This is a genomic window from Streptomyces sp. NBC_00009 (genome assembly GCF_045040855.1).
GTDB classification, from domain to species: Bacteria; Actinomycetota; Actinomycetes; order Streptomycetales; family Streptomycetaceae; genus Streptomyces; species Streptomyces aureus.
This window is the reverse complement of sequence record NZ_CP108312.1, coordinates 6,950,443-6,974,080: the sequence shown is the minus strand read 5'-3', so window position 1 is coordinate 6,974,080 and position 23,638 is coordinate 6,950,443. Positions and strand designations below refer to the sequence as shown.

Annotated in this window: 19 protein-coding genes and 1 pseudogene; 10 read left to right on the top strand and 10 right to left on the bottom strand. The window is 73.5% G+C overall.

Features of this window, described 5'->3' with window-relative positions; translation table 11 throughout:
• Positions 1-21 precede the first annotated feature (21 nt).
• Positions 22-759, bottom strand: a complete 738-nt coding sequence (locus OHA58_RS31555) for an ABC transporter permease (protein ID WP_405482966.1) — start codon at positions 757-759, stop codon at positions 22-24.
• A 2-nt stretch (positions 760-761) separates the two neighbouring features.
• Complete coding sequence (locus tag OHA58_RS31550; RefSeq protein ID WP_405482965.1) at positions 762-1,691, bottom strand: ATP-binding cassette domain-containing protein; 930 nt, start codon at positions 1,689-1,691, stop codon at positions 762-764.
• 108 nt (positions 1,692-1,799) lie between these two features.
• Between OHA58_RS31550 and OHA58_RS31545 the strand changes: the two genes are divergently transcribed.
• From OHA58_RS31545 to OHA58_RS31535, 3 genes are all read left to right on the top strand, one after another.
• A complete protein-coding gene (locus OHA58_RS31545; RefSeq protein ID WP_405482963.1) occupies positions 1,800-3,023 on the top strand; it encodes a sensor histidine kinase in 1,224 nt (407 codons plus the stop codon).
• Between the two features lie 71 nt (positions 3,024-3,094).
• Positions 3,095-3,745: a response regulator gene (locus OHA58_RS31540; RefSeq protein WP_405482962.1), complete on the top strand. Its 651-nt coding sequence runs from the start codon at positions 3,095-3,097 to the stop codon at positions 3,743-3,745.
• 94 nt (positions 3,746-3,839) lie between these two features.
• Positions 3,840-4,997, top strand: coding sequence for an ROK family transcriptional regulator (locus OHA58_RS31535; protein ID WP_328542878.1), 1,158 nt, complete (start codon positions 3,840-3,842; stop codon positions 4,995-4,997).
• Between the two features lie 291 nt (positions 4,998-5,288).
• Here OHA58_RS31535 and OHA58_RS31530 read toward each other — a convergent pair whose 3' ends face one another.
• Both OHA58_RS31530 and OHA58_RS31525 read right to left on the bottom strand, forming a co-directional pair.
• Positions 5,289-6,056, bottom strand: a complete 768-nt coding sequence (locus tag OHA58_RS31530; RefSeq protein WP_405482960.1) for a GntR family transcriptional regulator — start codon at positions 6,054-6,056, stop codon at positions 5,289-5,291.
• A 259-nt stretch (positions 6,057-6,315) separates the two neighbouring features.
• The gene (locus OHA58_RS31525) at positions 6,316-7,194 is read right to left on the bottom strand and encodes an RNA polymerase sigma-70 factor (RefSeq protein ID WP_405482959.1); all 879 of its coding nucleotides are present in this window, start codon (positions 7,192-7,194) and stop codon (positions 6,316-6,318) included.
• Positions 7,195-7,377: 183 nt separating this feature from the next.
• Here OHA58_RS31525 and OHA58_RS31520 point away from each other — a divergent pair, with 183 nt between their 5' ends.
• Positions 7,378-8,208 carry an alpha/beta fold hydrolase gene (locus OHA58_RS31520; RefSeq protein WP_405482958.1) on the top strand — a complete coding sequence of 277 codons (831 nt, stop codon included), beginning with the start codon at positions 7,378-7,380 and terminating at the stop codon, positions 8,206-8,208.
• A gap of 84 nt (positions 8,209-8,292) precedes the next feature.
• Here the strand turns inward: OHA58_RS31520 and OHA58_RS31515 are convergent.
• Positions 8,293-9,081 (bottom strand): annotated as a pseudogene (locus tag OHA58_RS31515) (EamA family transporter); the annotation flags it as partial.
• A 47-nt stretch (positions 9,082-9,128) separates the two neighbouring features.
• Here OHA58_RS31515 and OHA58_RS31510 point away from each other — a divergent pair.
• From OHA58_RS31510 to OHA58_RS31500, 3 genes are all read left to right on the top strand, one after another.
• Complete coding sequence (locus OHA58_RS31510; protein ID WP_405482956.1) at positions 9,129-10,607, top strand: PLP-dependent aminotransferase family protein; 1,479 nt, start codon at positions 9,129-9,131, stop codon at positions 10,605-10,607.
• Positions 10,608-10,783: 176 nt separating this feature from the next.
• On the top strand, positions 10,784-12,367 hold the full coding sequence (locus tag OHA58_RS31505) for an alkaline phosphatase D family protein (protein WP_405482955.1): 1,584 nt from the start codon (positions 10,784-10,786) through the stop codon (positions 12,365-12,367).
• Positions 12,368-12,463: 96 nt separating this feature from the next.
• The gene (locus OHA58_RS31500; RefSeq protein ID WP_405482953.1) at positions 12,464-13,915 is read left to right on the top strand and encodes a GNAT family N-acetyltransferase; all 1,452 of its coding nucleotides are present in this window, start codon (positions 12,464-12,466) and stop codon (positions 13,913-13,915) included.
• A gap of 88 nt (positions 13,916-14,003) precedes the next feature.
• Here OHA58_RS31500 and OHA58_RS31495 read toward each other — a convergent pair whose 3' ends face one another.
• Entirely contained in the window at positions 14,004-15,215 is a 1,212-nt protein-coding gene (locus tag OHA58_RS31495) for a trans-sulfuration enzyme family protein (protein ID WP_405482952.1), read from the bottom strand.
• A gap of 60 nt (positions 15,216-15,275) precedes the next feature.
• Between OHA58_RS31495 and OHA58_RS31490 the strand changes: the two genes are divergently transcribed.
• Both OHA58_RS31490 and OHA58_RS31485 read left to right on the top strand, forming a co-directional pair.
• Positions 15,276-15,770, top strand: coding sequence for an Lrp/AsnC family transcriptional regulator (locus tag OHA58_RS31490; RefSeq protein WP_266566899.1), 495 nt, complete (start codon positions 15,276-15,278; stop codon positions 15,768-15,770).
• A 35-nt stretch (positions 15,771-15,805) separates the two neighbouring features.
• Positions 15,806-17,509, top strand: coding sequence for a DUF885 domain-containing protein (locus tag OHA58_RS31485; RefSeq protein WP_405482951.1), 1,704 nt, complete (start codon positions 15,806-15,808; stop codon positions 17,507-17,509).
• Between the two features lie 59 nt (positions 17,510-17,568).
• On the opposite strand, the gene OHA58_RS31480 is transcribed toward OHA58_RS31485, so the two are convergent.
• The gene (locus tag OHA58_RS31480; protein WP_405482949.1) at positions 17,569-18,054 is read right to left on the bottom strand and encodes a rhodanese-like domain-containing protein; all 486 of its coding nucleotides are present in this window, start codon (positions 18,052-18,054) and stop codon (positions 17,569-17,571) included.
• 146 nt (positions 18,055-18,200) lie between these two features.
• On the opposite strand from OHA58_RS31480, the gene OHA58_RS31475 reads away from it, so the two are divergent.
• Complete coding sequence (locus tag OHA58_RS31475; protein WP_116500112.1) at positions 18,201-18,656, top strand: Lrp/AsnC family transcriptional regulator; 456 nt, start codon at positions 18,201-18,203, stop codon at positions 18,654-18,656.
• Positions 18,657-18,683: 27 nt separating this feature from the next.
• On the opposite strand, the gene OHA58_RS31470 is transcribed toward OHA58_RS31475, so the two are convergent.
• From OHA58_RS31470 to OHA58_RS31460, 3 genes are all read right to left on the bottom strand, one after another.
• Positions 18,684-21,680: an AAA family ATPase gene (locus tag OHA58_RS31470; RefSeq protein WP_405482947.1), complete on the bottom strand. Its 2,997-nt coding sequence runs from the start codon at positions 21,678-21,680 to the stop codon at positions 18,684-18,686.
• Entirely contained in the window at positions 21,677-22,840 is a 1,164-nt protein-coding gene (locus OHA58_RS31465) for an exonuclease SbcCD subunit D (protein ID WP_405482945.1), read from the bottom strand. Before OHA58_RS31465 ends, OHA58_RS31470 begins: the two co-directional genes overlap by 4 nt.
• Positions 22,841-22,936: 96 nt before the next feature.
• Positions 22,937-23,563: a YigZ family protein gene (locus OHA58_RS31460; protein ID WP_266566891.1), complete on the bottom strand. Its 627-nt coding sequence runs from the start codon at positions 23,561-23,563 to the stop codon at positions 22,937-22,939.
• Between the last annotated feature and the right edge of the window lie 75 nt (positions 23,564-23,638).

The following is a 23,638-nucleotide window of genomic DNA, read 5'->3' as shown; positions in this document are numbered from 1 at the left end:
GGCGGTTACGAGCCCCTGCCGTCACGCGTCCCTGCGGCGCAGCGCCCACCAGCCGGCGAGGAGCGCGGCCGCCGCCCACCCGGCGGTGACGGCGAGCCCCGTCCACGGCCCGAGCGTGCCGACCGGGTCCTGGTGCAGGACCTGTTGTCCGGCGTGGTCCGGCAGGAAGTCGGCGACGGAGGCGGCCATGTCACCCACGACGAAGGACACGATCAGGATGAACGGGATCAGCAGGCTCAGGACGGCGACCGCGCTGCGCAGGACGACGGTGAGACCGGCCGCGAACAGGGCCATCAGCGCGAGGTAGAGGCCGCCTCCGACGCAGGCGCGCAGGGCGCCCGGATCGCCGAGTCCGAGGGCGTAGGACCCCATGAACGCCTGCCCGGAGAGGAAGGTGACGAACGAGGTGAGCTGGCCCGCGACGACGGCGAGGGCACCGACGACCGTCATCTTCGCGGCGTAGAGCAGGTTCCTGTTGGGGACCGCGGCGAGGGAGACGCGCAGGGCGCCATTGAGGTACTCCGAGGACACGGCCGTCGTGCCGAAGGCGATGGCCGCGATCTGGCCGAAGTTGAGTGCGTAGAAGGCTCCGAAGAGGAGGTCGGCGCCTTTGTTGTCGGCCTCGGCCTGCCCGACCGCGGCGGAGGCCAGGATGTTGATGGCGACGGTCGTGACGAAGACCGCGACGAGTGAGCCGGCGCTGGCGCGCACCGACCTCACCTTGATCCATTCGGAACGCAGCACGGCGGTGGTCGACATCGTCAGGCCTCCTGGAGGGGGGTCGCGGCGGACGCGAACTCGGTGGCGCCCGCGGTGAGGGCGAGATAGGCCTCCTCCAAGGAGGCTGATTCGTCGGCGAGTTCGAGGACGGGGATGCCGTCCGTGGCGGCGAGCGCGCCGATCTCCTCCGCGCGCGCCCCGGCGACGGTCCAGCGGCCGTCGCCGGTTGCCACGGCTTCGAGTCCCTTGCGGCGAAGTGCGGCGCGCAGGCTCGCGGGGTCGGTGGTGCGGATGCGGACGCGCCGTTCGCTGTGCGCGTCGATGAAGTCCTGCATCGGGGTGTCGGCGAGGAGCCTGCCCCGGCCCAGGACGACGAGGTGGTCGGCGAAGGTGGCGGTCTCGTTCATGAGGTGGCTGGAGACGAGGACCGTGCGGCCCTCGCGGGCGAGGCTCCGCATCAGTTCGCGAATCCAGATGATGCCTTCGGGGTCGAGGCCGTTGGACGGCTCGTCGAGCATCACGACCTGCGGGTCGCCGAGGAGTGCGGCGGCGATGCCGAGGCGCTGGCGCATGCCCAGCGAGAACGTCTTGATCCGGCGTCCGGCGACGGCCGCGATGCCGGCGAGCTCCAGGACCTCGTCGACCCGGCGTACCGGGATGCGGTTGGAGGCGGCAAGGGCGCGGAGGTGGTCGCGGGCGGTACGGGAGCCGTGGGCGGCCTGGGCGTCGAGGAGGGCACCGACCTCGCGCAGGGGTTCGCCGAGCGTCGCGTAGGGGCGGTCGCCGAGTGTGGCGGTGCCCGACGTGGGCCGGTCGAGGCCGAGGACGAGGCGCATGGTGGTGGACTTCCCGGCGCCGTTCGGGCCGAGGAATCCGGTGACCCGGCCGGGCCCTACGCTGAACGTCAGGCGGTCCACCGCGCGGGTCGTGCCGTACTCCTTGGTGAGCTCTTGGACGTCGATGCTGGTCATGGCTCCAGCCTTCCGGCCGCGCCCCCGCCGGGTCCTCCCCCGGGCGTGGAGAGCGTCTCCCCCATGAGGGGGAGCCATCCGCGCCCGCACCGCTGGCACGATGGCGGCATGTCCCGCCTCCTCGCGCCGCTGACCCGCGCGGTCACGTACACCCGCTGGCTGCACCTCCTCGTCGGCTGTGTCATTGCCCTGGTGTGCGCGATGATCTATCCGGGGTTGGTCAGACCCGGGTTCTGGGACTGGGTCCAGATGCTGCTGATCCCGGTGCCGCTCCTCATGGCGAGCGCTCTGGTCCCCGTGGTCCGCAGGGCCGAGGGACTTCAGGCCCGCATGATGCTGTTCCCGGGTGCCCACGCGCGCGTGGAGGACGGCCCGCGGGAGTCAGAGGTCTCCGTGGCGCCGTCGGCCTCGTGGCGCGACCGGGGCAGGACCGCGGCCTGGCTGGTGCTGCGGCTGTGGGCGGGCTGCGCGACGGCGTTCGTGAGCGTGCAGCTCATGGCATTCACCCTGGAACTGGTGGACGCCTCCTCGGGCGGCTCGGCCGAGGGCGAGTCGCTCATCCCCGTGCCGGGGCACGGATGGGCGTCCGCGCTGCTCGTGCCGGTGTCGCCCCTGGCGCTCATTTACGTGATCGCGTTCGCCGGGCGGCTGATGGCCGCGGCCTCCCTGGGTCTGCTCGGGCCGTCCGCGGCGGAGCGTCTGGCCGCCCTGGAGGAGCGCACCGAGCAGCTCCTCGAACGCAATCGCATCGCCCGCGAACTCCACGACTCCATCGGGCACGCGCTGACCGTCGCCGTCGTGCAGGCCGGCGCGGCGCGGGCGGCCGCCGACCCCGCCTTCACCGACCGCGCCCTGGACGCCATCGAGGAGACCGGCAGGGCCGCCCTGGAGGACTTGGAGCGGGTCCTGTTGGTGCTGCGCGAGTCGGAGCAGCCCGCGAGCCGACGGCCCACGCTCACGGAGGCGGACCGTCTCCTGGACTCGGCGCGCGCCTCGGGCGCTGAGGTGGACGCGAAGGTGGCCGGCGCGCTCGACACGGTGCCGGGGCCCGTCTCCAGAGAGGGCTACCGCATCCTCCAGGAGTCGCTCACGAACGTGCTGCGCCACTCGGGGACCGTCCCGATCCGTGTCGATGTCACCGTCGACGGCGCCCACCTGCGGCTCGACGTCCGCAATCCGCTCCCCGCTGACACACCCGTGAACGGCCGGGGCGGAGGCAGCGGCAGCGGTCTGCGCGGCATCCGCGAACGGGCGGCGCTCCTGGGCGGGCAGGCGCAGACGGGCCCCCACGAAGGGCAGTGGCGGGTGCACGTCGAGCTGCCGCTCGGCTGATCCCCGCCACTGCCCTTCGCGGGGGCCCGGCCGATCCACGTACGCCTCGACCGCCCCTCTACGCTGTCCGGATGCCGCTCACCGTGCTCCTTGTCGATGACGAACCGCTGGTCCGCGCGGGGTTGCGTGCCGTGCTCTCCGCGCAGCCGGACATCGAGGTCGTGGGCGAGGCCGCCGACGGCGCCGCAGTGATCCCGCTCGTCCGGCAGCTGCGTCCGGACGTGGTCGCCATGGATGTGCGCATGCCTCTCCTGGACGGGATCGAGGCCACGCGCGCGGTGCTGCGCAGTGTGTCCGAACCGCCCAAGATCCTGGTGATCACGACGTTCGAGAACGACGAGTACGTGTACGGGGCGCTGCGGGCGGGCGCCGACGGGTTCCTGCTGAAGCGATCGCGGCCCGCCGAGATCGTGAACGCGGTGCGGCTCGTGGCCGAGGGCGATTCCCTGCTGTTCCCCGCGGCCGTGCGGCGGCTCGCGGCCGAGTACGGCAACACGTCGGCACGCGAGGCGATGGACCGCGCTGCGCTCACGGAGCGGGAGGCGGACGTGCTGCGCCTGATGACGCGGGGCCTGTCCAACGCGGAGATCGCCGAGCGGCTCGTCGTCGGCACGGAGACGGTCAAGTCGCATGTGAGCGCGCTCCTCGCCAAGCTCGGGGCGCGGGACCGGACGCAGGCCGTCATCGCCGCCTACGAATCCGGTTTCGTCTCGCCCGGCTGAGCGTCCCGGGACACAGAAGTGCACCCGCGCTCGCCGGTGTCCGGCGCGGCGAGTACGATCCGCCCAACACGCGCGCGAGCTGGGAGGACGGACGTTGGGGCGGCTGACCGGCGGGGACCCTTCTCTGCTACGGCGGATCAACTCCGCGGTGGTGCTGCATGCCCTGCGCGCCACGGATCTCGCGACGCTCACGGAGATCACCCGGGTCACCGGGCTTTCCCGGCCCACGGTCGAGGGCGTCGTCGAAGGGCTCATCGCGGCGGGGCTCGTCGTCGAGACGGCCGTCGACGACAGCGGGACGCGACGCCAGGGGCGGCCCGCGCGACGGTTCCGCTTCCGGGCCGAGGCGGGGCACCTGCTCGGTCTGGAGATCGGCCCGCACCGCGTGGCCGCCGTCCTGTCGGACCTGGACGGCAAGGTGCTCGGCACGGCCGCGAAGGACGTCGACGAGACCGCTCCGGCCGACGAGCGCCTCGAGCGGCTGCGGACCGCGGTCGCGGACCTGCTGCGCCGCGCGGGCGTCGCCCGGAACTCGCTGCGGGCGGTCGGCGTCGGCAGCCCCGGCATCGTGGAGGCCGACGGCACCGTGCGCCTCGGCACCGCCCTGCCGGAGTGGACGGGGCTTCAGCTGGGCGAGCGGCTGCGGCGCTCCTTCAAGTGCCCGGTCCTGGTGGAGAACGACGCGAACGCGGCGGCGGTGGCCGAGCACTGGAAGGGCGCGGCGACCGAGTCCGACGACATCGTGTTCGTGCTGGCGGGGCTCAGCCCGGGCGCCGGCGCGCTGATCGGCGGTCGGCTGCACCGCGGGTACGGCGGCGCGGCCGGGGAGATCGGGGCGCTGCACCTCCTGGGGCGCGAGGTGCGCCCCGAGACGCTGCTCTCGACGACGGACGAGCCGCTGCACCCGCTCGACGAGCAGGCCGTCGCGCAGGTCTTCGCTCTAGCGCGCCAGGGCGACGAGCGCGCCGGCGCGGCTGTCGACCGGTTCCTCCAGCGCCTGGTGCACGACGTGGCGGCGCTGGTGCTCGCCCTCGACCCGGAACTGGTCGTCGTGGGCGGCTGGGCGGCGGGCCTGGACGGCGTACTGGAGCCGCTGCGCCGGGAGTTGGCCCGCTACTGCCTGCGTCCCCCGCGCGTGGCCCTGTCGGTTCTGGGCGAAGCGGCGGTGGCGACCGGGGCGCTGCGGCTCGCGCTGGATCATGTCGAGGAGCAGCTGTTCGCCGTCGAGGGAACGGTCACGGCGCGCCGCTAGGGCCTTTCGTCTGGATCATGCTGAGCTCGCGGGGTGTGGCACGCACATCTGCGGCGTTGTCGTCACTCGCCGACGCTCCCCGTCGGCTCCCTCCTCCGCCTTGCAGCTGCACGCTCCCCCAAGCTCTCGGCTGCGCTCGAGCAGGGGGGACCCCCATGACCCCGCTCCCTGATCCAGCCTGATCCAGACGAAAGGCCCTAGCCGGAAACGCACAAACGCCGAAGGCCCACCGTGGAGGATCACGGTGGGCCTTTACGGAACGCGGCGGGCGCGGGTCCGGCCGCGCGTCTGTCAGGAGGCGCGGCGGTCCGGGCCGTGGTGGATCTCGACGCCGCCCGAGTCGCCGAAGGTGAGGCGGCAGGTGTCGGCGCGGTAGGTGGCCACGGAGACCGCGGCCGTCTCGCCCTCGCTGAAGAACCGGGTCGTGACGACGAGGACGGGCGCGCCCGGCAGCCGGTCGAGCTCCTTCGCGTCGTCGGCACGGGCCGAGCCCAGCTCGACGGCGCGGTCCTGGCCCTCGAGCCCGAGCCGCCCCAGTTCGCGGAGCACGACACGCCCACGCGCAGGCCCGGACGGGGCGTCTATGGCGGAGAGTTCGGGCACGGACGACGACGGTACGTAGAGGAGCTCGGCGGCGACGGGCTGGCCGTGCGACACACGCGTACGGCGCACCCGGTGGACGCGCTCGTCGGGCGCGGTGCCGAGGATGCGGGCCACGGCCGCCGGCGGCACCGCGGGCTCGCTGTCGACGGCCTGCCAGGCTTCACCGTCGGCGGCGCCTGGCCACTCCTGGTCGTCGGACGAGTCGACCGCCACGCCCACGCGGGGCGGGGCGACGGTGGTGCCGACGCCACGGCGGCGCTGGAGCCTGCCTTCGAGTTCGAGCTGTTCGAGCGCCTGGCGGAGCGTGGCACGGGCGACTCCGAAGCGGGCCGCGAGGTCCCGCTCGTTCGGCAGGATCTCTCCCACGGCGAACTCGGAGTCGAGTGCCTCGGTCAGCACGGTCTTGAGGTGCCAGTACTTCGGCTCCGGCGCCGTTTCCAACTGCGTGGTCCCCACCCTGTCCTCCGCAATCGTCTTGTCCCGGCGGTGTTTAGCGCCCTTGTTTATTAAAGGTTCCTGCACTATCTCTGCGAGGGTAGGCCCGCCCTCCGACTTGGTCAAGACCAATCCTCGGTCCGCTCCGGGGTCCGCGGGGCTCCGCCGCAGAGCGTTCATGGCGGTCCGCAGAGCGTTCACACCGCGTTCGCGAAACGACGAAAGCCCCCGCCCGGTCGGGGCGGGGGCTTCGGTGACGGCGCACGCCGCGGAGGGGACGTCAGGCGAGCGACGTGAGCTTGTCCGGGTTACGCACGATGTATACGCACTGCACGTGGCCGTCGGCGACATCGACCTGGAAGACGCTGTCCGGCTTGCCGTCGACGAGGGCGAGCACGGCAGGCCCTGCGTTGAGCTCCACGATCCGGAAGGTGAATGCGGCGCCGCCGCCCTTGGCGGCCCCGAGCAGGAAGCGGCCCACCTTGTCGGCGGACTCGATGACGCGCAGCGGCGCCTTGGACTTGCCGCCGCTGTCGCCGACGAGGCGCGCGTCGGGCGCGAGGAGCGTCATCAGACCCTCCAGGTCCCCGCCCGTCGCGGCCGCGAGGAAGCGCTCGGTGAGGGCGCGCTGCTCGACGGGGTCGACGTCGAAGCGCGGCCGGCGCTCGTCCACGTGCTTGCGGGCACGTCCCGCGAGCTGCCGCACGGCGGACTCGCTGCGTTCGAGCGTGGTGGCGATCTCGGCGAACGGGAACCCGAACGCCTCACGGAGCACGAACACGGCGCGCTCCAGCGGCGAGAGCGACTCCAGGACGACGAGGACGGCGAGCGACACCGACTCGGCGAGTACGGCCGCCTCCGCGGTGTCGGGCGCGGTCGGCCCGAAGTCGGTGACCAGCGGCTCCGGCAGCCAGGGACCCACGTACGCCTCGCGCCGGACCTGTGCCTGCCGCAGGCGGTCGATGGCCAGGCGGGTGGCGACGCGGACGAGATAGGCGCGTGGTTCGCGCACCTCGTCGCGGTCGGCCTGCGCCCAGCGCAGCCAGGCGTCCTGGACGACGTCCTCGGCGTCGGCCACGCGGCCCAGCATGCGGTAGGCGACCCCCATCAGGACCGGCCGGTGCTCTTCGAAGACCTCAATCACGGTGTCGGTTGCCACCCCTCCATCCCAACGGACGCGGCGGCACGTGTCCAGGTGGATTCGGTGCGGCGGTGACCACAAACGGCTCCGCGCCGGGCTTGTCTCGCCCTCTCCCTCTTGAACTGGAGGCTACTGAGCGGTAATTGTTGCTGACAAGCCGTCTAAGGAACCGTCGCCCGGGCGTCGGGGACAGGGAGCGACATGGCCACAGAGGTGTCCTTCAGCATCGAAACCCCCGATGGCCCCCGTGAGGTGACCGTCGCGTACGAACGCGTGGGCACCGGGGAGCCCTTGCTTCTGCTGCACGGGATCGGCCACCACTGGCAGGCCTGGGCCCCGGTGATCCCGGTCCTGGCCGCCGAACGCGACGTGATCGCGATCGACCTGCCGGGCTTCGGCGCCTCTCCCGCGCTGCCCGACGGCGTCGCCTACGACCTTCCGACGGTGACGGCCACGCTCGGCTCGCTCTGCGCGGCTCTCGGCATCGAGCGGCCGCATGTGGCGGGCAACTCCCTGGGTGGTCTGCTGGCGCTGGAGCTCGGCCGCGAGAAGCTCGTACGGTCGGTCACCGCGCTGTCGCCCGGCGGGTTCTGGTCGCAGGCCGAGCGCCTTTACGCGTTCGGCACGCTGCGCGCGATGCGGCAGGGCGCGCGGGCGCTGCCGGTTCCCGCGATCGAGCGGCTCGCGCGGTCGGCCGCGGGCCGGACGGCCCTGACGAGCACCATCTACGCCCGTCCCGGCCGCCGTTCACCCGATGCGGTCGTCGCGGAGACGCTGGCCCTGCGCCACGCTCCCGGGTTCGCGCAGACCCTCGCCGCGGGCCTGGACGTGCAGTTCACGGACGACGTGCCGGACATCCCGGTGACCGTCGCCTGGGGCACCCGCGACCGGCTGCTGCTGCGCCGCCAGGGCATCAGGGCCAAGCACGCCGTCCCCGGGGCCCGCCTCGTGCGGCTGCCCGGCTGCGGTCACGTCCCCATGAGCGACGACCCGGCGCTCGTCTCCCGCGTCATCCTGGACACCAGCCGCTGACCGCACCCCGAACACCCCGGAGCCGAGCGCCACTCCGGCGCCGACGAGCGCGCTGCCGACGGCCTGCGCGGCGCCGTACGTCCCGGTGCCGACGAGCGGCGCGGTGCACGCCGCCGCCACGGGGATGAGCCCGGAAAACAGGGTGGCGCGCTCGGCACCGATGCGCTGCATGCCGATGTACCAGCACACGAAGCCGATCACCGTGACGACGGCGGCCTGCCACAGCAGGGCCGTCGCCTCGGTGGCGTCGGGTACGCGGAGCATGTGCGTGCCGTCGAGCACCGCGCCGGCCAGGGCCGACTCCAGGGCGGCGACCCCGCAGACCGTGCAGGACAGCAGCTTCGGGCCAAGGGGGCGCAGCACCGGCACCGCGAGGACGGCGAAACCGACCTCTCCGATGAGGGCTCCTAGGGAGAACAGGAGACCGGCCGTGTCGGTGCGCCCCCAGCCCTGGACGGTGAACGCGCCGAAGGCGACCAGCAACGCCCCGTAGAGGACGACCCGTTGGGGGCGGCGGCCCGCGAGCAGGGGCACGAGCACCGCCACGACGACCGGGGCGCATCCGACGAAGACACCTGGGACGGCCGGTTCGGCGCTGCGCTCCGCGGCGAGCACCGCGAGGTTGAAGCCGACCATCCCGACGGCCGCCAGCAGGGCGAGCCGCCCCCATTGGCGCCCGGTGAGGTGGCGCAGCGGCGCCGTGCCGCCCCGGCCGAGCAGCGGAAGCAGAAGCAGGCAGGCGAGGGCGTACCGGAGGAACTGGCCGCCCGCGTACGGGTAGTCCCCGAGGACGCTGTTGGCGGTGAAGGAGGCGCCGACGAGGACGCAGGCGAGGGCGGCCGGCAGGGCCCCTCGGATCGAGTGCGCGTTCATGGCCCTGACGCTAGGGAGGGCGGCGGCCCGGATTAAGGTCCACGTTCATGACGTCATCGGGGACCAATCCGCGTGCGGCCGGTCCGGGAACTGCGGAAGGTGGGGTCCAACCGCCTTCCGCCGCCTGGGAGTTACTGCTGCCTGCCGCATCGGCGCCCGCACGTGCGCGTGGCCGCGGTCTCCAGGCGGCGCTGCGGGACGCCGTCAGGTCGGGGCGGCTCGCGCCCGGGACACGCATGCCGTCGAGCCGCGATCTCGCGGCGGATCTGGGCGTCTCGCGCGGGCTGATCACCGAGGCGTACGAGCAGTTGACCGCCGAGGGGTATCTGCGCAGCGGGCGCGGTGCGGGGACCTGGGTGGGCGGGGCCGTGCGTGCCGCGGCGGCCGCCGGTGTGCGGGACCTGGCGCCCCGTCCGCCGGGCACCCGGGCCGACTTCGTGGCCGGCAGCCCCGATCTGTCGCTGTTCCCGCGCGCCGCGTGGGCGGCGGCGCAGCGCGGTGTGCTGGCCGAACTGCCGCACCACATGCTGGGCTACCCGGACCCGCGGGGCATCCCCCGGCTGCGTACCGCGCTGGCCGAACTCCTCGCGCGGCGGCGGGGCGTGGTCGCCGATCCGGAGCGGATCATCGTCTGCTCCGGGGTGGCACAGGCGGTGACGCTGCTCGGATTCGTGCTGCACGCGCGCGGGGAGCGGTCCGTGGGCGTCGAGGACCCTGGGAGCCCCGATCTGGGTTCGCTGTTCGCCTCGGCCGGTGTCGGCACGACCGCGCTCCCGCTGGACGGCGAGGGGCTGGCCATCGGGCCGCTGCGGGACTCGGGTGTGCGCTCCGCGGTGACGACGCCGTCCCACCAGTTCCCCTCGGGCATCGCCTACTCGCCGGCGCGCCGCACTCAACTCCTCGACTGGGCACGGTCGGTGGACGGTCTCGTCATCGAGGACGACTACGACGGCGACTTCCGCTACGACCGCGCTCCGGTGGGCGCGCTTCAGGGTCTCGACCCGGAGCATGTCGCGTACACGGGATCGGTGAGCAAGTCGCTCGCTCCCGGGCTGCGGCTCGGCTGGATGGTCGTGCCCGCGGGGCTGACCGACGAGGTCGTCGAGCGCAAGCGCTACATGGATCTCGGCAATCCGGCCCTCGACCAGGCTCTCCTGGCCCGTTTCGTCGAGCGCGGCGACTACGACCGTCAGCTGCGGCGCTGCCAGCGCGCCTACCGCGAGCGCCGCGACACCCTCGTAGCCGCGCTCCACGCGCATCTGCCAGGCGCCCAGGTGACGGGGATCGCCGCCGGACTGCACGTCATCGCCCGGCTCCCCGAGCGCTACGGGCCGCAGGAGGAGCTCCTCGAACGGGCCGCGGCGGCCGGGGTCACCGTCCGTGCGCTGACCCACTACGGCACCTCGGACGGCGGAGACGGCGGAGTGCGCCTCGTCCTCGGCTACGCGCATCTGCCGCCGGCCCGGATCGCGGAAGGCGTACGTCTCCTGGCGCGCGCGGCCCATGAGGGGGCCACGCGCGCGTGAACGGCGGCGTGATCGTGTGAGGCGATGCAGCGCGCCGGGTTCCCCGATCCCCAGGGGCAGTTGTTCACTTGGGGTTCGCGTGCGCGCCGTGGTGAGCCCGTAGGTGTGGCTTCGCCGCGGCGCCCCGCAGTGGTGGCACCGCACTGTCGTCGGAACCCGTTTCTGGAGGCGTATTCATGTCACACCGTCCGCCGAGTTCTCTGCCCGGCCGCCGCGGGGTGCTGCGCGGTTCGCTCGCCGCCTCGGCCGCGCTGGCCCTGCCCGCCGTGGGCGCGGCCGCCGCACCGGCCTTCGCCCTGTCGGGTCGCCCGAAGGCGGCGTGGGGTGTCCAGGCAGGCGACGTCGGCGCGCACTCGGGGCTGATCTGGACGCGCTCCGACCGCCCCGCCCGCATGATCGTGGAGACCTCCGCGACGGAGTCGTTCCGCCGGGCCACCAAGTGGCACGGGCCGCTGATCGGCGCGGGCACGGACTTCACGGGCACCACCCGCCTGCGCGGCCTGCCGCCTGGCGAGCAGATCCACTACCGCGTGGTGCTCGCCGACCCCGACGACCCCCGCCGCACGGGCGAACCCGTCACCGGCACGTTCCGCACCACCCCCGTGGGCCGCCGCGACGGGGTGCGCTTCCTGTGGTCGGGCGACATCGCGGGCCAGGGCTGGGGTATCAATCCGGACCTCGGCGGCTACAGCGTGTACGAGGACATGCGCGCCCTGAACCCCGACTTCTTCCTGTGCAGCGGCGACAACATCTACGCCGACGGCCCGATCCTGCCCAGCGTCACGCTGCCCGACGGCCGTGTGTGGCGGAACGTCACGACCGAGGAGAAGTCCAAGGTCGCCGAGACGCTGGCCGAGTTCCGCGGCGCGTTCCGCTACAACCTCCTCGACGAGAACCTGCGCCGCTTCAACGCGCAGGTGCCCACGATCACGCAGTGGGACGACCACGAGGTGCACAACAACTGGTACCCGGGCCAGATCCTGGACGACGCCCGCTACACGGAGAAGGACACGGACGTCCTCGCCGCGCGCTCCCTGCGGGCTTTCAGCGAGTACTTCCCCGTGTCCACGCTGCCGCCGGGCGACGACGAGGGGCGCGTGTACCGGGTCCTGCGGCACGGGCCCCTGCTCGATGTGTTCGTGCTCGACATGCGCTCGTACCGCAATGCCAACTCCCCGGGCCGGCAGCCCGACGACGCGACCGGGATCCTCGGCGCGCGGCAGCTGGCCTGGCTGAAGCGCGAGCTGTCGCGGTCGCGGGCCGTCTGGAAGGTGATCGCCTCCGACATGCCGCTCGGCCTGGTCGTGGCCGACGGCAAGGTGAACTTCGAGGCCGTCGCGCAGGGTGATCCGGGAGCGCCGCTCGGCCGCGAGCTGCAGATCGCGGAGCTGCTGCGGCACATCAAGCACGACCGGATCACGGGCACGCTGTGGCTCACGGCGGACGTGCATTACACGTCGGCGCAGCACTACGACCCGTCGCGCGCCGCGTTCCAGGACTTCGAGCCGTTCTGGGAGTTCGTCTCCGGCCCGCTGGCGGCGGGCGGTTTCCAGGCGGTGAAGCTGGACGCCACCTTCGGCCCCGAGCAGAGCTTCATCAAGGCGCCGGACCGGGCCAACACGTCCCCGATGGAGACCCCGCAGTATTTCGGCGAGGTCGACATCGACGGCGGCAGCGGCGAGCTGACGGTACGGCTGCGGCAGCAGGGCGGCGACGTGCTGTTCTCCAAGGTGCTCCAGCCGGGGCGAGTGGGACAGTAGCTGGCAAACGGGACGTAAGCAGGCTTTACTCATCGGTCACAAAGCGTTCGTGATCACGCAACACCGTTCCTTCACAGTGGCTGCATGAGTCCAGACATGTCTGATGTGAGGCGGACCAGGAACGGCCGCCCCGTCCACCACTGGCGGCGCGACGTCGTCGAGCTCGCCGCCCTGTTCACGGCCGTGGCCGTCGCGGACGCCGTGGCGAACCTCGTCGGTCACGGCCCCGACGGCCCCGCGCTGCTCGCCATCTCGGCCGTGGTGCTGCTCGCCACGGCCGGATTCCACACATGGTGGGCACGACGCCACAACCACGCACCCCCGACAGGCGATACCGACGCCCGGCGGCTCCCCACGGAGCGCGCCGGGCAGTCGGAGCAGCCCGACACAGAGGTCCCCGCGGGCGCCGGCCCGCAGGCGACGAACGAGGCCACGGCCACCGCGCTGTGGCGCATGCGGACGACGGTCCGTGACGAGCCGGGGTCGCTCGCGTCGCTGTGCACGGCGCTCGCCCCGCTGCGGGTCGACATCCTGAGCCTCCAGACGCACCCCCTGGGCGAGGGCACCGTGGACGAGTTCCTGCTGCGCGCGCCGCAGGAACTGCCCGCCGCCGAACTCAGCCGGGTCGTGTCCCAGGCCGGCGGCTCCGGCACCTGGATCGAGCGGGCCGACGCCCACGACCTCGTGGACGCGCCCACCCGCATCCTCGGTCTCGCCACGCGCACGGCCCTGGACGCCGCCGAACTCCCGCTGGCGCTGCGCCAGTTGCTCGGCCGATGCACCATCAGGTCACTGCCGGCCACGACGATGAGCGGCCGAAGGACGGAGAGCGCACCGGTGGAGGGGGCGCTCGAAGGGACCGTGATACGGCTCCGGGCCCCCGAAGGCGGCGTGATCACCGTGGAGCGGCCGTATCTGCCGTTCACGCCCACCGAGTTCGCGCGCGCCCGCGCCCTGGTCGAGCTCGACGCGCGGCTCGGCCCGCGCATCCCCCGCAGCCAGGACGTCCTGACGCTCCCCGAGGGCAAGGCGATCACCGTGCGCCGGGCCGACTCGAACGACGTGGAGGCGGCCAAGGCGATGCAGGAGCGCTGCTCCCGCGCGACGCTGAGCAAGCGCTACCACGGGCCCGTCGGCGACGCGGACCGCTACCTCAACCACCTGCTCAGCCCCCGCTTCGGCCGCACGCTCGCCGCGCAGACGGCGTCGGGCCGGATCGTCGCCCTCGGGCATCTGCTGTGGGACGGCGACGAGACGGAGATCGCACTGCTCGTCGAGGACGACTGGCAGCGCCGCGGCATCGGCACCGAGCTGCTCGGCCGCCTGGTGGCGATGGCGGTCGAGGCGGGCTGCGAGAGCGTGTACGCGGTCACGCAGGCGTCCAACACCGGGATGGTCGCGGCGATGCGCGGCCTCGGGCTGCCCCTCGACTACCAGATCGAGGAGGGCACGCTGGTGATCACGGCTCGTCTGGAGGCGACTCCGGTCAGGTCGCGGCTGCCGTACGAGGGGCCCCGCTCGGCGTACGAGCAGGCCGAACAGCACTGAGGGCCGGGCCGGCCGGGACCGACTCCACGCGAGCCGGCCCGGACCGGTCCCCTCCTCTTTCCGGCCGGTCCGGGCAGGCGGCTCTACGTCACCTGGGAACCCCCAGGCGCGCCGCGGTCGCACGCCCCGTACCACCGCCCGGCTCCCCCAGCGCCTGGTCCAGGTCCGCCCACAGGTCCTCGACGTCCTCGAGACCCACCGACAGCCGCAGCAGCCGGTCGCTCACCCCGGCCGACCTGCGGTCGCCGGCATCGACGATGCGGTGGCTGATGGACGCCGGGTGCTGGATGAGCGAGTCGACGCTGCCGAGGCTGACCGCCGGTGTGACCAGCCGGACCGTTCGGATCACTTCGTGCGGGTCACCCACGGTCTCGAAGGCGACCATCGCGCCGCCGATTCGCGGATAGTGCACGCGAGCCACGCGCGGGTCCCGGGACAGCCGCGCCGCCAGTTCGGCCGCCGTCGCCGACGCAGCCCGCACGCGCACCGGCAGCGTCGCGAGGCCGCGCAGCAGCAGATAGCCGGCGAGCGGATGCAGCACGCCGCCCGTCGCGAACCGCACCTGGCGCAGCTGCCGGGCGAACGCCTCGTCGCACGCCACGACCCCGCCCATGACGTCCCCGTGCCCGCCGAGGAACTTGGTCGCGCTGTGCAGCACCAGCCGCGCGCCGTGCTCGACGGGCCGCTGGAGCACCGGCGTGGCGAAGGTGTTGTCCGCGAGGAGCGGGACCGTTCCGCAGGAGTGGGCCACGGCCCGCAGATCGAGTTCGGCGAGCGTCGGATTGGCGGGTGACTCCACCATCACGAGCCCGGTGTCGGGCCGGATCGCGTCCGCGATGCCCGCCGGATCGACCCAGGTCACCTCGGTGCCGAGCGCCCCGGCGGTGAGCAGGTGGTCGCTGCACCCGTACAGCGGCCGGACGGCGACGACATGGCGCAACCCTGCGCCGTTCCGTACGAGCAGCACCGCGGTCAGCGCGGCCATGCCGCTCGCGAAGGCGACCGCGCTCTCGGTCCCTTCGAGCCGGGCGAGCGCGGTCTCGAAGCGGCCGACGGTCGGGTTGCCGAGCCGGGCGTACACCGGCGGGCCCTCGTCGACGACGCCGTCCGCCGCGAACGCGTCGATGCGGGCGGCCTCGCCGCGGCTGTCGTACGACGGGTACGTGGTGGACAGGTCGATGGGCGGGGCGTGCAGCCCGAGTCCGGCGAGGTCGTCGCGGCCGGCGTGCACGGCTTCGGTGGCCAGGGCCCGCCGGTGGGCGGGGCCCGGGCGCGTCCCTGCGTACAGGTCGTTGTCCATGGACGACAGCCTGAACAACGGCCGGGCTTCACTGGAGGAACCCCGTGCTATGTTCGGATGATGGCCGATTCTGTCGTACTCGATCCGGTTGATCTGCACATACTGCGCCTCCTCCAGAACGATGCCCGCATCACCTACCGGGACCTCGCCGCGCAGGTCGGTGTCGCGCCGTCCACCTGCCTCGACCGCGTGACCCGGCTGCGCCGGTCCGGCGTGATCCTCGGGCATCAGCTGCGCCTCGACCCGGCGAAGCTGGGCCGCGGGCTCCAGGCCCTGCTCTCGGTGCAGGTGCGGCCGCACCGGCGCGAGCTGGTCGGCCCGTTCGTGGAGCGGATCCGGGCGCTGCCGGAAGCGCGGTCCGTCTTCCATCTGACGGGCCCCGACGACTACTTGGTGCATGTCGCCGTCCGCGACACCGCCGATCTCCAGCGGCTCGTGCTCGACGAGTTCACCGCGCGCCACGAGGTGGCGCGCGTCGAGACGCGGCTGATCTTCCAGCAGTGGGAGTGCGGCCCGCTCCTGCCCCCGTCGGCCGACGCCGTCGGTGAATCCTGATGACGCGGCCCCCCACCCCGTACGACGATGGCGGCATGTCAGATTCGTCAGCCACAGCAGCCGCTGTCACCGGACCGCTCCCGCGCGAAGTCGCCGACGCCTACGTCGACGAGCTCATCGCCCTCGACCCCGTCACCGGCACCTACCTCGGCGTACCCGAGAGCCACAGCAAGCTGCCCGACCTCTCACCCGCCGGTCTGGAGGCCCTCGCCGCTCTCGCGCGGGCGACCCTCGCGCGGCTCGACGAGGCCGAGCGCAGGCCCGGCGCCGACAGTGCGGTCGAGCGCCGCTGCGGGCGGCTCCTGCGGGAGCGGCTCACGGCCGAACTCGCCGTGCACGACGCGGAGGAGAACCTTCGGGCCGTCACCAACCTGGGCGGGCCCGTGCACAACGTGCGGGAGGTCTTCACCCTCACGCCGACCGCGACGGACGCGGACTGGGCGGCCGTCGCCGAGCGGCTGCGCGCCGTGCCGGGGGCGCTCGCGGGATACCGCGAGACGCTGTCGCTGGGCCTGGAGAAGAAGCTCCACGGGGGACCGCGTCCCACCGCCACGTTCATCGAGCAGCTCACCGAGTGGGCCGGCGAAGGGCGCGGCTGGTTCGAGGACTTCACCGCGGACGGGCCCGACGCGCTGCGCGCCGAGCTGGACGCGGCGGGCGCCGCCGCGACGGCCGCGGTGGTCGAGCTTCGCGACTGGATGCGCGACGTGTACGCGTCCGCGATCGAGGGCTCCCCCGACACGGTGGGCCGTGAGCGGTACGCCCGCTGGTCGCGCTACTACAACGGCACGGACCTCGACCTGGACGAGGCGTACGCGTACGGCTGGGCGGAGTACCACCGCCTCCTCGGCGAGATGAGGACCGAGGCGGAGAAGATCCTGCCGGGCGCCGCGACGCCGTGGGTCGCGCTCGCGCACCTCGACGAGCACGGCACGCACATCGAGGGCGTGGAGGAGGTGCAGCGCTGGCTGCAGGAGCTGATGGACGAGGCGATCGAGGCCCTCGACGGCACCCACTTCGAACTCGCGGAGCGGGTACGGAAGGTGGAGTCCCGGATCGCCCCGGCGGGCAGCGCCGCGGCGCCCTACTACACGGCGCCGTCCGAGGACTTCACGCGGCCGGGGCGCACCTGGCTGCCGACGATGGGCCAGACCCGGTTCCCCGTCTACGACCTGGTCTCCACCTGGTACCACGAGGGCGTGCCCGGCCACCATCTCCAGCTCGCGCAGTGGACGCACGTCGCGGACAGCCTCTCCCGCTACCAGGCGGGCATCGGCACGGTGAGCGCCAACGCAGAGGGGTGGGCGCTGTACGCGGAGCGCCTGATGGACGAGCTGGGCTTCCTCACGGACGCCGAGCAGCGGCTCGGGTATCTGGACGCGCAGATGATGCGCGCGGCCCGCGTCATCGTCGACATCGGTATGCATCTGGAGCTGGAGATCCCGGCGGACTCTCCGTTCCACCCGGGCGAGCGGTGGACGCCCGACCTCGCGCAGGAGTTCTTCGGGGCGCACAGCAGCCGGCCCGCGGACTTCGTGGAGAGCGAGCTGACCCGCTACCTGTCCATCCCCGGGCAGGCGATCGGCTACAAGCTGGGCGAGCGCGCGTGGCTGCTCGGCCGGGCCAACGCGCAGGGCAGGCACGGGGACGCGTTCGACGCGAAGGCCTGGCACATGGCGGCTCTCTCGCAGGGGTCGCTCGGCCTCGACGACCTGGTGGACGAGCTGTCCCAGCTGTAACTCCGTTGCGGGCGGCGGCTGTTGTAGCCGCCGCCCGCACGGCGTTCCCTCTCGCGGTGTCAGCAGCCGCAGTCGTCCGAGTCGACCGGCGCCGTCAGCGGGTCGGCGTCGCGCCGCGCGGGCCCCTCCCACGTCTCGTACGCGAAGCCCTCCCGCGCCCAGTACTCGAAGCCGCCGAGCATCTCCTTGACCTGGAAGCCGAGTTCGGCGAGGGCGAGGGCCGCGCGCGTGGCGCCGTTGCAGCCCGGGCCCCAGCAGTACGTGACGACGGGCACCGTCCTGTCGAGGAGCTGCCCGGCCTGCTCGGCGATGAGCGCGGTGGGCAGGTGGACGGCGCCGGGTACGTGTCCCTGGTCCCACGAGGCGGTGGAGCGGGTGTCGATGACGACGAAGCCCGGGTCCCCGTCGGCGGCGAGCGCCGAGGCGACGTCGGACACGTCGGCGTGGAAGGCGAGGCTCGCGCCGAAGTAGGCGGCGGCCGCGGCGGGGGACGCCGGGGGCACACGGAGCACGGCGTTGGGGGTGACGGTGGTGGTCGCGGTCATGATGTCGGCCTCCCTGGCGGATCTCTGCGGGCCGCACGACCGTGCCGCCCTCGACCAGAAATCTACGGTCCGTGACGATCTTCCTGAAGTGACGATCCCCGGCATCCCTCTTGATCGGCCGGGGATGTCCCTGCTATTCCTGCCACATGACCGGTGAATCCCCGTACACCCCCGATGCCACCGACTGGCGCATCCTCGACGTCCTCCAGCGCGAGGGCCGGGCGAGCTACGCCGAGCTCGCGCGGGCCGTCTCCATGTCCGCGAGCGCCGTCACCGAGCGGGTGAAGCGCCTCGAGGAGGCCGGGGTGATCGCGGGGTACGCGGCGGTGGTCGTCCCCGAGCGGATCGGCCTGCCCATCCTGGCGTTCGTACGGCTGCGCTATCCGAACGGTCACTACAAGCCCTTCCACGACCTCGTCGAGGTGACGCCAGAGATCCTTGAGGCGCATCACGTCACCGGCGACGACTGCTTCGTCATCAAGGTCGCGGCGCGCTCGATGAAGCACCTGGAGGAGGTCTCCGGCCGGATCGGTGCGCTCGGCTCGGTGACGACCAGCGTGGTCTACTCGTCCCCGCTCCCCCGGCGGCCGCTCGGCCACTGACCCGACGCCGGGCGGCCACGGCCGGGCTCAGGTCCGCTGCCGTACGACCGACCCCGACCGCCCCTTCACGATCTCGAGCTGCGCGTGCACCCGGCGGCGCAGGTCGGCGACGTGGCTGACGATGCCGACGCTGCGGTCCCGCTCGCGCAGGGAGTCCAGGACGTCGAGCACCTCGTCCAGGGTCTGGTCGTCGAGGCTGCCGAAGCCCTCGTCGATGAAGAGGGTGTCGAGACGGACACCGCCCGCCTCGTCCGTGACGACGTCCGCGAGGCCGAGGGCGAGGGCCAGCGACGCGAAGAACGTCTCCCCGCCGGAGAGTGTCGCGGTGTCCCGCTCGCGCCCCGTCCACGCGTCGACGACGTGCAGGCCGAGGCCCGAACGGCCGCGCCCCGTACGGCCGTCGGAGTGCACCAGCGTGTACCGGCCGGACGACATGCGGGCCAGTCGCGCGGTCGCCGCGGCCGCGACCTGTTCGAGCCGGGCCGCGAGCACATAGGACTCCAGGCGCATCTTGCGCTCGTTGTCCGCGGACGTGCCGGCGGCGAGACCCGCCATGCGCGCCACTCGGTCGTACGCGGCGCGCAGCGGCGCGAGCCGGCGCACTGCCGTGGCGCAGCGGGCCGAGAGCCGGTCGATCTCGGTGCAGCGGCGGTCCGCGTCGTCGCGCGCGGAGGCCGCGTCGCGCACCCTCCGGTCGGCCGCCTCGGCAGTGTGCTGCGCCGCGGGCACATCGGCGGGCGACTGCCGGGCCGCCGCCGCGGTGTCGTCCTCGGCGAGCACGGCGCGCACCGAGGCCTCCTCGGACTGGCGGGCGTCGAGCCGGTGTTGAAGGTCTCTGTGCTGGGCGTCGTCCAGGAGGGCGGCGTCCGCGGCTTCCGGCGTGTCGAACCCGGCGCGGAACGCCGCGTCGGCGAGTCGCGCGTCGGCGTCCTTGAGCCGCTTGGCGGCCTCGTCGGCGCCCCGGGCGGCGTCCGCAGCGGCCGTGAGCTGCGCGGCGAGGCGCTCCAGCTGCGCGGCGCGCGCACCCACACTGGCCTCCGACCCGCGCGCCTGGGCCAACTCACGCTCCAGGACGCCCTGTTCGCGATCGACGCTCTCGCGCAGGGTGGCTCGGGCGACGGCGCGACGTGCGGCTTCCTGCTGCGCGGCGAGTCTGCGGTCGCGCTCGCCCTCGGCCTGGCCGAGGGCCTCACGTGCGGCGTGCAGCCCGGAGGCGAGGCCGCGCGCCTCGGCGTGTCGGGCGCGCAACTCCTCGGCCGCATCGGCGAGTTCCCGGGCGGATGTCTCTCCGGCGGCGGCCGTCGCGCCGGCGAGGGACTCGCGCACCGCGGCGAGCCGGCTCTCCTGCGACGTGCGCGCGTCCTCCGCGCGGCGGTACGCGGCGAGGGCGGACTCCTCGGCGTCGCGGCCGACATGCTCCGCCGTCTTGCGCATGGGGTCGGGGTGCTCGGTGGATCCGCACACGGCGCAGCTCTCGCCGGGGACGAGCTGCGCGGCCAGTTCGGCCGCGATCCCGTTCAGCCGCTGTTCCTTGAGGCCGAGCCAGTGTTCATGGGCGGCCGCGGCCTCCTCGCGGGCCCGCAGGGTGCGCGTCCGGGCGTCGGCGGCCTCGCCGGAGAGCCGGTCGCGGCGCCGGGCGGCCTCCAACCTCTGCTGTGCGGGCTCCAGTTGACCCGCCAGGTGCTCGGCGCGCGTCGCGGCCTCCTGTGCGGACTCGACGGCTTCCTGGAGCGCGGCCCGGGTGCTGTCCCAGCCGTCGAGCCAGCTCGCCGCGTCCTGGAGCAGCTCGTCGTCGGCGCGCTCCTCGCGGTCGAGTCCCCGGCGCTGCCCGGCGAGTTCCGTCAGGCGCAGTTCGGCGCGCCGGGCGGACTCCAGGCCGCCCAGCTCCTCGGCCGCCTTCCGCGCAGCGGCGGCGAGGCCCGACGCGCCGGCGCCGTCGAACGACTCGGGCAGCGCTGCACGCGCGCGTGCGTCCTCGCTCGTGGCCCTGCGGTGTTCGGTCTCCGCGGCCTCGCGCAGCGCGAGGGCGGGCGCGACGGCCTCGGCCTTGCGGCCCCGCTCCATGCGTTCCTGGACCCGCCGGTGCTCGTCGGCCCGCTCGTCGAGCCGCGCGGCCCGCTCCCGCGCCTCCTCGAACCGCCGCTGGAGCCGGTGCACTTCCTGTACGCCGGTCAGGTCGCGCTGTGCCTCGGTGCGGGCCGCGTCGGCGGCGGTCAGCGCGAGGTGCGCGACGGTGAGCCGCTCGCGGGCGGTGGAGCGGGCGACGGCGGCCCAGGTGAGGACGGAGTCGGCGAGCCCGGGGTCACCGGGCGCGGCGTCGGTGGCGGGCAGTTCGACGATGTTCCCCGCGGCCTGCTGCATGCGGTGCGCGTCGGCGAGCAACTCGGCGTCCGCCGCGCGTACTTCGCTCTCGGCGGCGCGGCGCTGCTCGGCGAGCCGCTGCTCGGCCGCGGCGAAGCGCCGCGTGTCGAAGAGCCGGCCGAGGAGCTTGCCGCGGGCCTCGGCGTCGGCCCGCAGGAACCGTGCGAAGTCCCCCTGCGGCAGCAGGACGACCTGGCAGAACTGCTCCTTGCTCATCCCGAGGAGCTGGCTGATCTCCTCGCCGATCTCCTGGTGGGAGCGGCTGAGATCCTTCCAGGTGCCCGCCGTGGCGTCGTACTCGCGCAGCCAGCTCTGGGCCTTGTCCATGGTGGTGCCCGTGCCGCGCTTCTTCGGGCGCTCCCACGGGGGCTGCCGCGTCAGCTCCAGACGGCGTCCCGCGACGGTGAGGTCGAGGGTGACCTCGGTGCGGGTGCCGGGCGCGGCGTGGTCGCTGCGCAGGGACGTGCCCTGGCCGCTGCCCTGCCGGGCGCCGGGTACCGAGCCGTACAGGGCGTAGCAGACGGCGTCGAGGACGGAGGTCTTGCCGGCGCCCGTCGGGCCGTGGAGCAGGAAGAGGCCCGCCGAGGACAGGTCGTCGAAGTCGACTTCCTGGCTTGCCCCGAAGGGTCCGAAGGCGGTGATCCGCAGCTGGTGGAGCCTCATCGGGCGACCTCGCGCCGGGTGTCGTCGACGCGTACGGCGTCGAGTACCTCGCGCAGGACGGCGCGCTCGCGCTCGTCGGGTCCGGCGCCGCGCACGTGCGTCACGAAGTCCTCCGCGATCTGCTGGTCGTCGCGCCCCTTGAGGCGCTGCGCGTACGAGACGTCGGGGTCCTCGGGGGCGCGCTGCGGGTCGAAGGCGAGGCTGAGGGTGTGCGGGAACCGCTCGGTGAGGCGGGCCATGGGGTCGTCGGGCCTGACCGGGTCGGTGAGGGTGGCCTCGACCCAGGACTCCTCGTGCGCGGTGAGGTCCGGGCGCGCGAGCAGGTCCGCGAGGTCCCCGCGGATCCGGGCGAGCGGCCTGGGCACCGGGCAGTCGACGCGCTCGGCGGCGGCGAAGCCGTCCGCGTCCAGGTCGACTAGCCACATGCTCTTGCGGTGGTCGGCCTCGGAGAAGGAGTACGGGAGCGGCGAGCCGGAGTAGCGCACGCGCTCGGAGATGACCTGGCTGCCGTGCAGATGCCCGAGCGCCACGTAGTCGACGCCGTCGAAGACGCCGGAGGGGACGGCGGCGACTCCGCCGACGGTGATGTCGCGCTCGCTGTCGCTGGCCTCACCGCCGGTGACGAAGGCGTGGGCGAGGACGACGGACCGGGTCCCTGCCGGGCGCTCGGCGAGATCGGCCCGCACCCGGTCCATGGCGGCGGCCAGGACGGCCTCGTGGCCCGGCTTCGACACCGCGAACTCGTCCTTCACCAGCGCCGGTTCGAGATAGGGCAGCCCGTAGAAGGCCACGTCACCTGTGGCGTCCGGGATCAGCACGGGGGTCGCGCACGCGCCGGGGTCGGTACGCAGGTGGATGCCGGCGCGGCCGATGAGCCCGGCGCCGACGCCGAGGCGGCGCGCCGAGTCGTGGTTCCCGGAGATCATCACCGTGGGGATGCCCTGCTCGGCGAGGCGGTGCAGGGCGTCGTCGAACAGCTCGACCGCGGCGAGGGGCGGCACCGCACGGTCGTACACGTCGCCCGACACGACCACCGCGTCGACGCCCCGCTCACGGACGGTCGCGACGAGGTGACCGATGAACTCGGCCTGGGCGCCGAGCATGTTCACCCGGTGGAACGCCCGGCCGAGATGCCAGTCGGAAGTGTGCAGCAGCCTCATGATCCCCGAGACTAACGGGCGGGTCGGACATCACGGGCGGCTACTGGCGTATCGGCCCCCGCTCCGCCGCGCACGGGCCCCGCCCGCCGGTGCCGGTCACGCGTCCCCGTACGCCTCTCCCCCGAGCTCGAACTCCGCGGTGCCTGCGGTGACATCGGCCAGCCACGCGCGGAACGCGTCCACGTCGGCGTCCGGCAGACCGATCTCGATCGTGACCGCCTCCCCGTAATGGACGTCACGCACCTCACGTCCCGTGGACCGCAGATCGTTCTGCACCTTGCCGGCGCGCTGGTGGTCGACGGTGACGGTGGCGAGCCGGAAGCGGCGCCGGGTGAGGGTGCCCAGCGCGTCGAGCGCCTCGCCGACGGCTCCTCCGTAGGCGCGGATGAGACCGCCCGCGCCGAGTTTCACGCCTCCGTAGTAGCGGGTCACGACGGCGACGACGTACCGCATCTCGCGGCGCGTGAGCATCTGGAGCATGGGGACGCCGGCCGTGCCGCCCGGTTCGCCGTCGTCGCTCGCCTTCTGCACGGAGGCGTCGGCGCCGATGACGTACGCGTAGCAGTTGTGGGACGCGGTGGGGTGCTCCTTGCGGATGCGCGCCACGAAGTCCTGGGCCTCGCGCTCGGTGGCCGCAGGCGCGAGGGCGCACAGGAACCGGGAGCGGTTGATCTCGGTCTCGTGCACGCCCTCACGGGCCACGGTTCGGTACTCGTCCTGCATCCGGCCAGCGTATGCCGCATGCCGGCGTTCGCTCGCCCCCGCCCGTCGCCCCGGTCACGCGGTGGTGAATACTCG

Excerpts from the sequence above, each read along its gene's own strand:
- OHA58_RS31555 (WP_405482966.1), bottom strand. The coding sequence starts at position 759 with ATGTCGACCACCGCCGTGCTGCGTTCCGAATGGATCAAGGTGAGGTCG.
- OHA58_RS31550 (WP_405482965.1), bottom strand. The coding sequence starts at position 1,691 with ATGACCAGCATCGACGTCCAAGAGCTCACCAAGGAGTACGGCACGACC.
- OHA58_RS31545 (WP_405482963.1), top strand. The coding sequence starts at position 1,800 with ATGTCCCGCCTCCTCGCGCCGCTGACCCGCGCGGTCACGTACACCCGC.
- OHA58_RS31540 (WP_405482962.1), top strand. The coding sequence starts at position 3,095 with ATGCCGCTCACCGTGCTCCTTGTCGATGACGAACCGCTGGTCCGCGCG.
- OHA58_RS31520 (WP_405482958.1), top strand. The coding sequence starts at position 7,378 with ATGGCCACAGAGGTGTCCTTCAGCATCGAAACCCCCGATGGCCCCCGT.
- OHA58_RS31510 (WP_405482956.1), top strand. The coding sequence starts at position 9,129 with ATGACGTCATCGGGGACCAATCCGCGTGCGGCCGGTCCGGGAACTGCG.
- OHA58_RS31505 (WP_405482955.1), top strand. The coding sequence starts at position 10,784 with ATGTCACACCGTCCGCCGAGTTCTCTGCCCGGCCGCCGCGGGGTGCTG.
- OHA58_RS31500 (WP_405482953.1), top strand. The coding sequence starts at position 12,464 with ATGTCTGATGTGAGGCGGACCAGGAACGGCCGCCCCGTCCACCACTGG.
- OHA58_RS31495 (WP_405482952.1), bottom strand. The coding sequence starts at position 15,215 with ATGGACAACGACCTGTACGCAGGGACGCGCCCGGGCCCCGCCCACCGG.
- OHA58_RS31490 (WP_266566899.1), top strand. The coding sequence starts at position 15,276 with ATGGCCGATTCTGTCGTACTCGATCCGGTTGATCTGCACATACTGCGC.
- OHA58_RS31485 (WP_405482951.1), top strand. The coding sequence starts at position 15,806 with ATGTCAGATTCGTCAGCCACAGCAGCCGCTGTCACCGGACCGCTCCCG.
- OHA58_RS31480 (WP_405482949.1), bottom strand. The coding sequence starts at position 18,054 with ATGACCGCGACCACCACCGTCACCCCCAACGCCGTGCTCCGTGTGCCC.
- OHA58_RS31475 (WP_116500112.1), top strand. The coding sequence starts at position 18,201 with ATGACCGGTGAATCCCCGTACACCCCCGATGCCACCGACTGGCGCATC.
- OHA58_RS31470 (WP_405482947.1), bottom strand. The coding sequence starts at position 21,680 with ATGAGGCTCCACCAGCTGCGGATCACCGCCTTCGGACCCTTCGGGGCA.
- OHA58_RS31465 (WP_405482945.1), bottom strand. The coding sequence starts at position 22,840 with ATGAGGCTGCTGCACACTTCCGACTGGCATCTCGGCCGGGCGTTCCAC.
- OHA58_RS31460 (WP_266566891.1), bottom strand. The coding sequence starts at position 23,563 with ATGCAGGACGAGTACCGAACCGTGGCCCGTGAGGGCGTGCACGAGACC.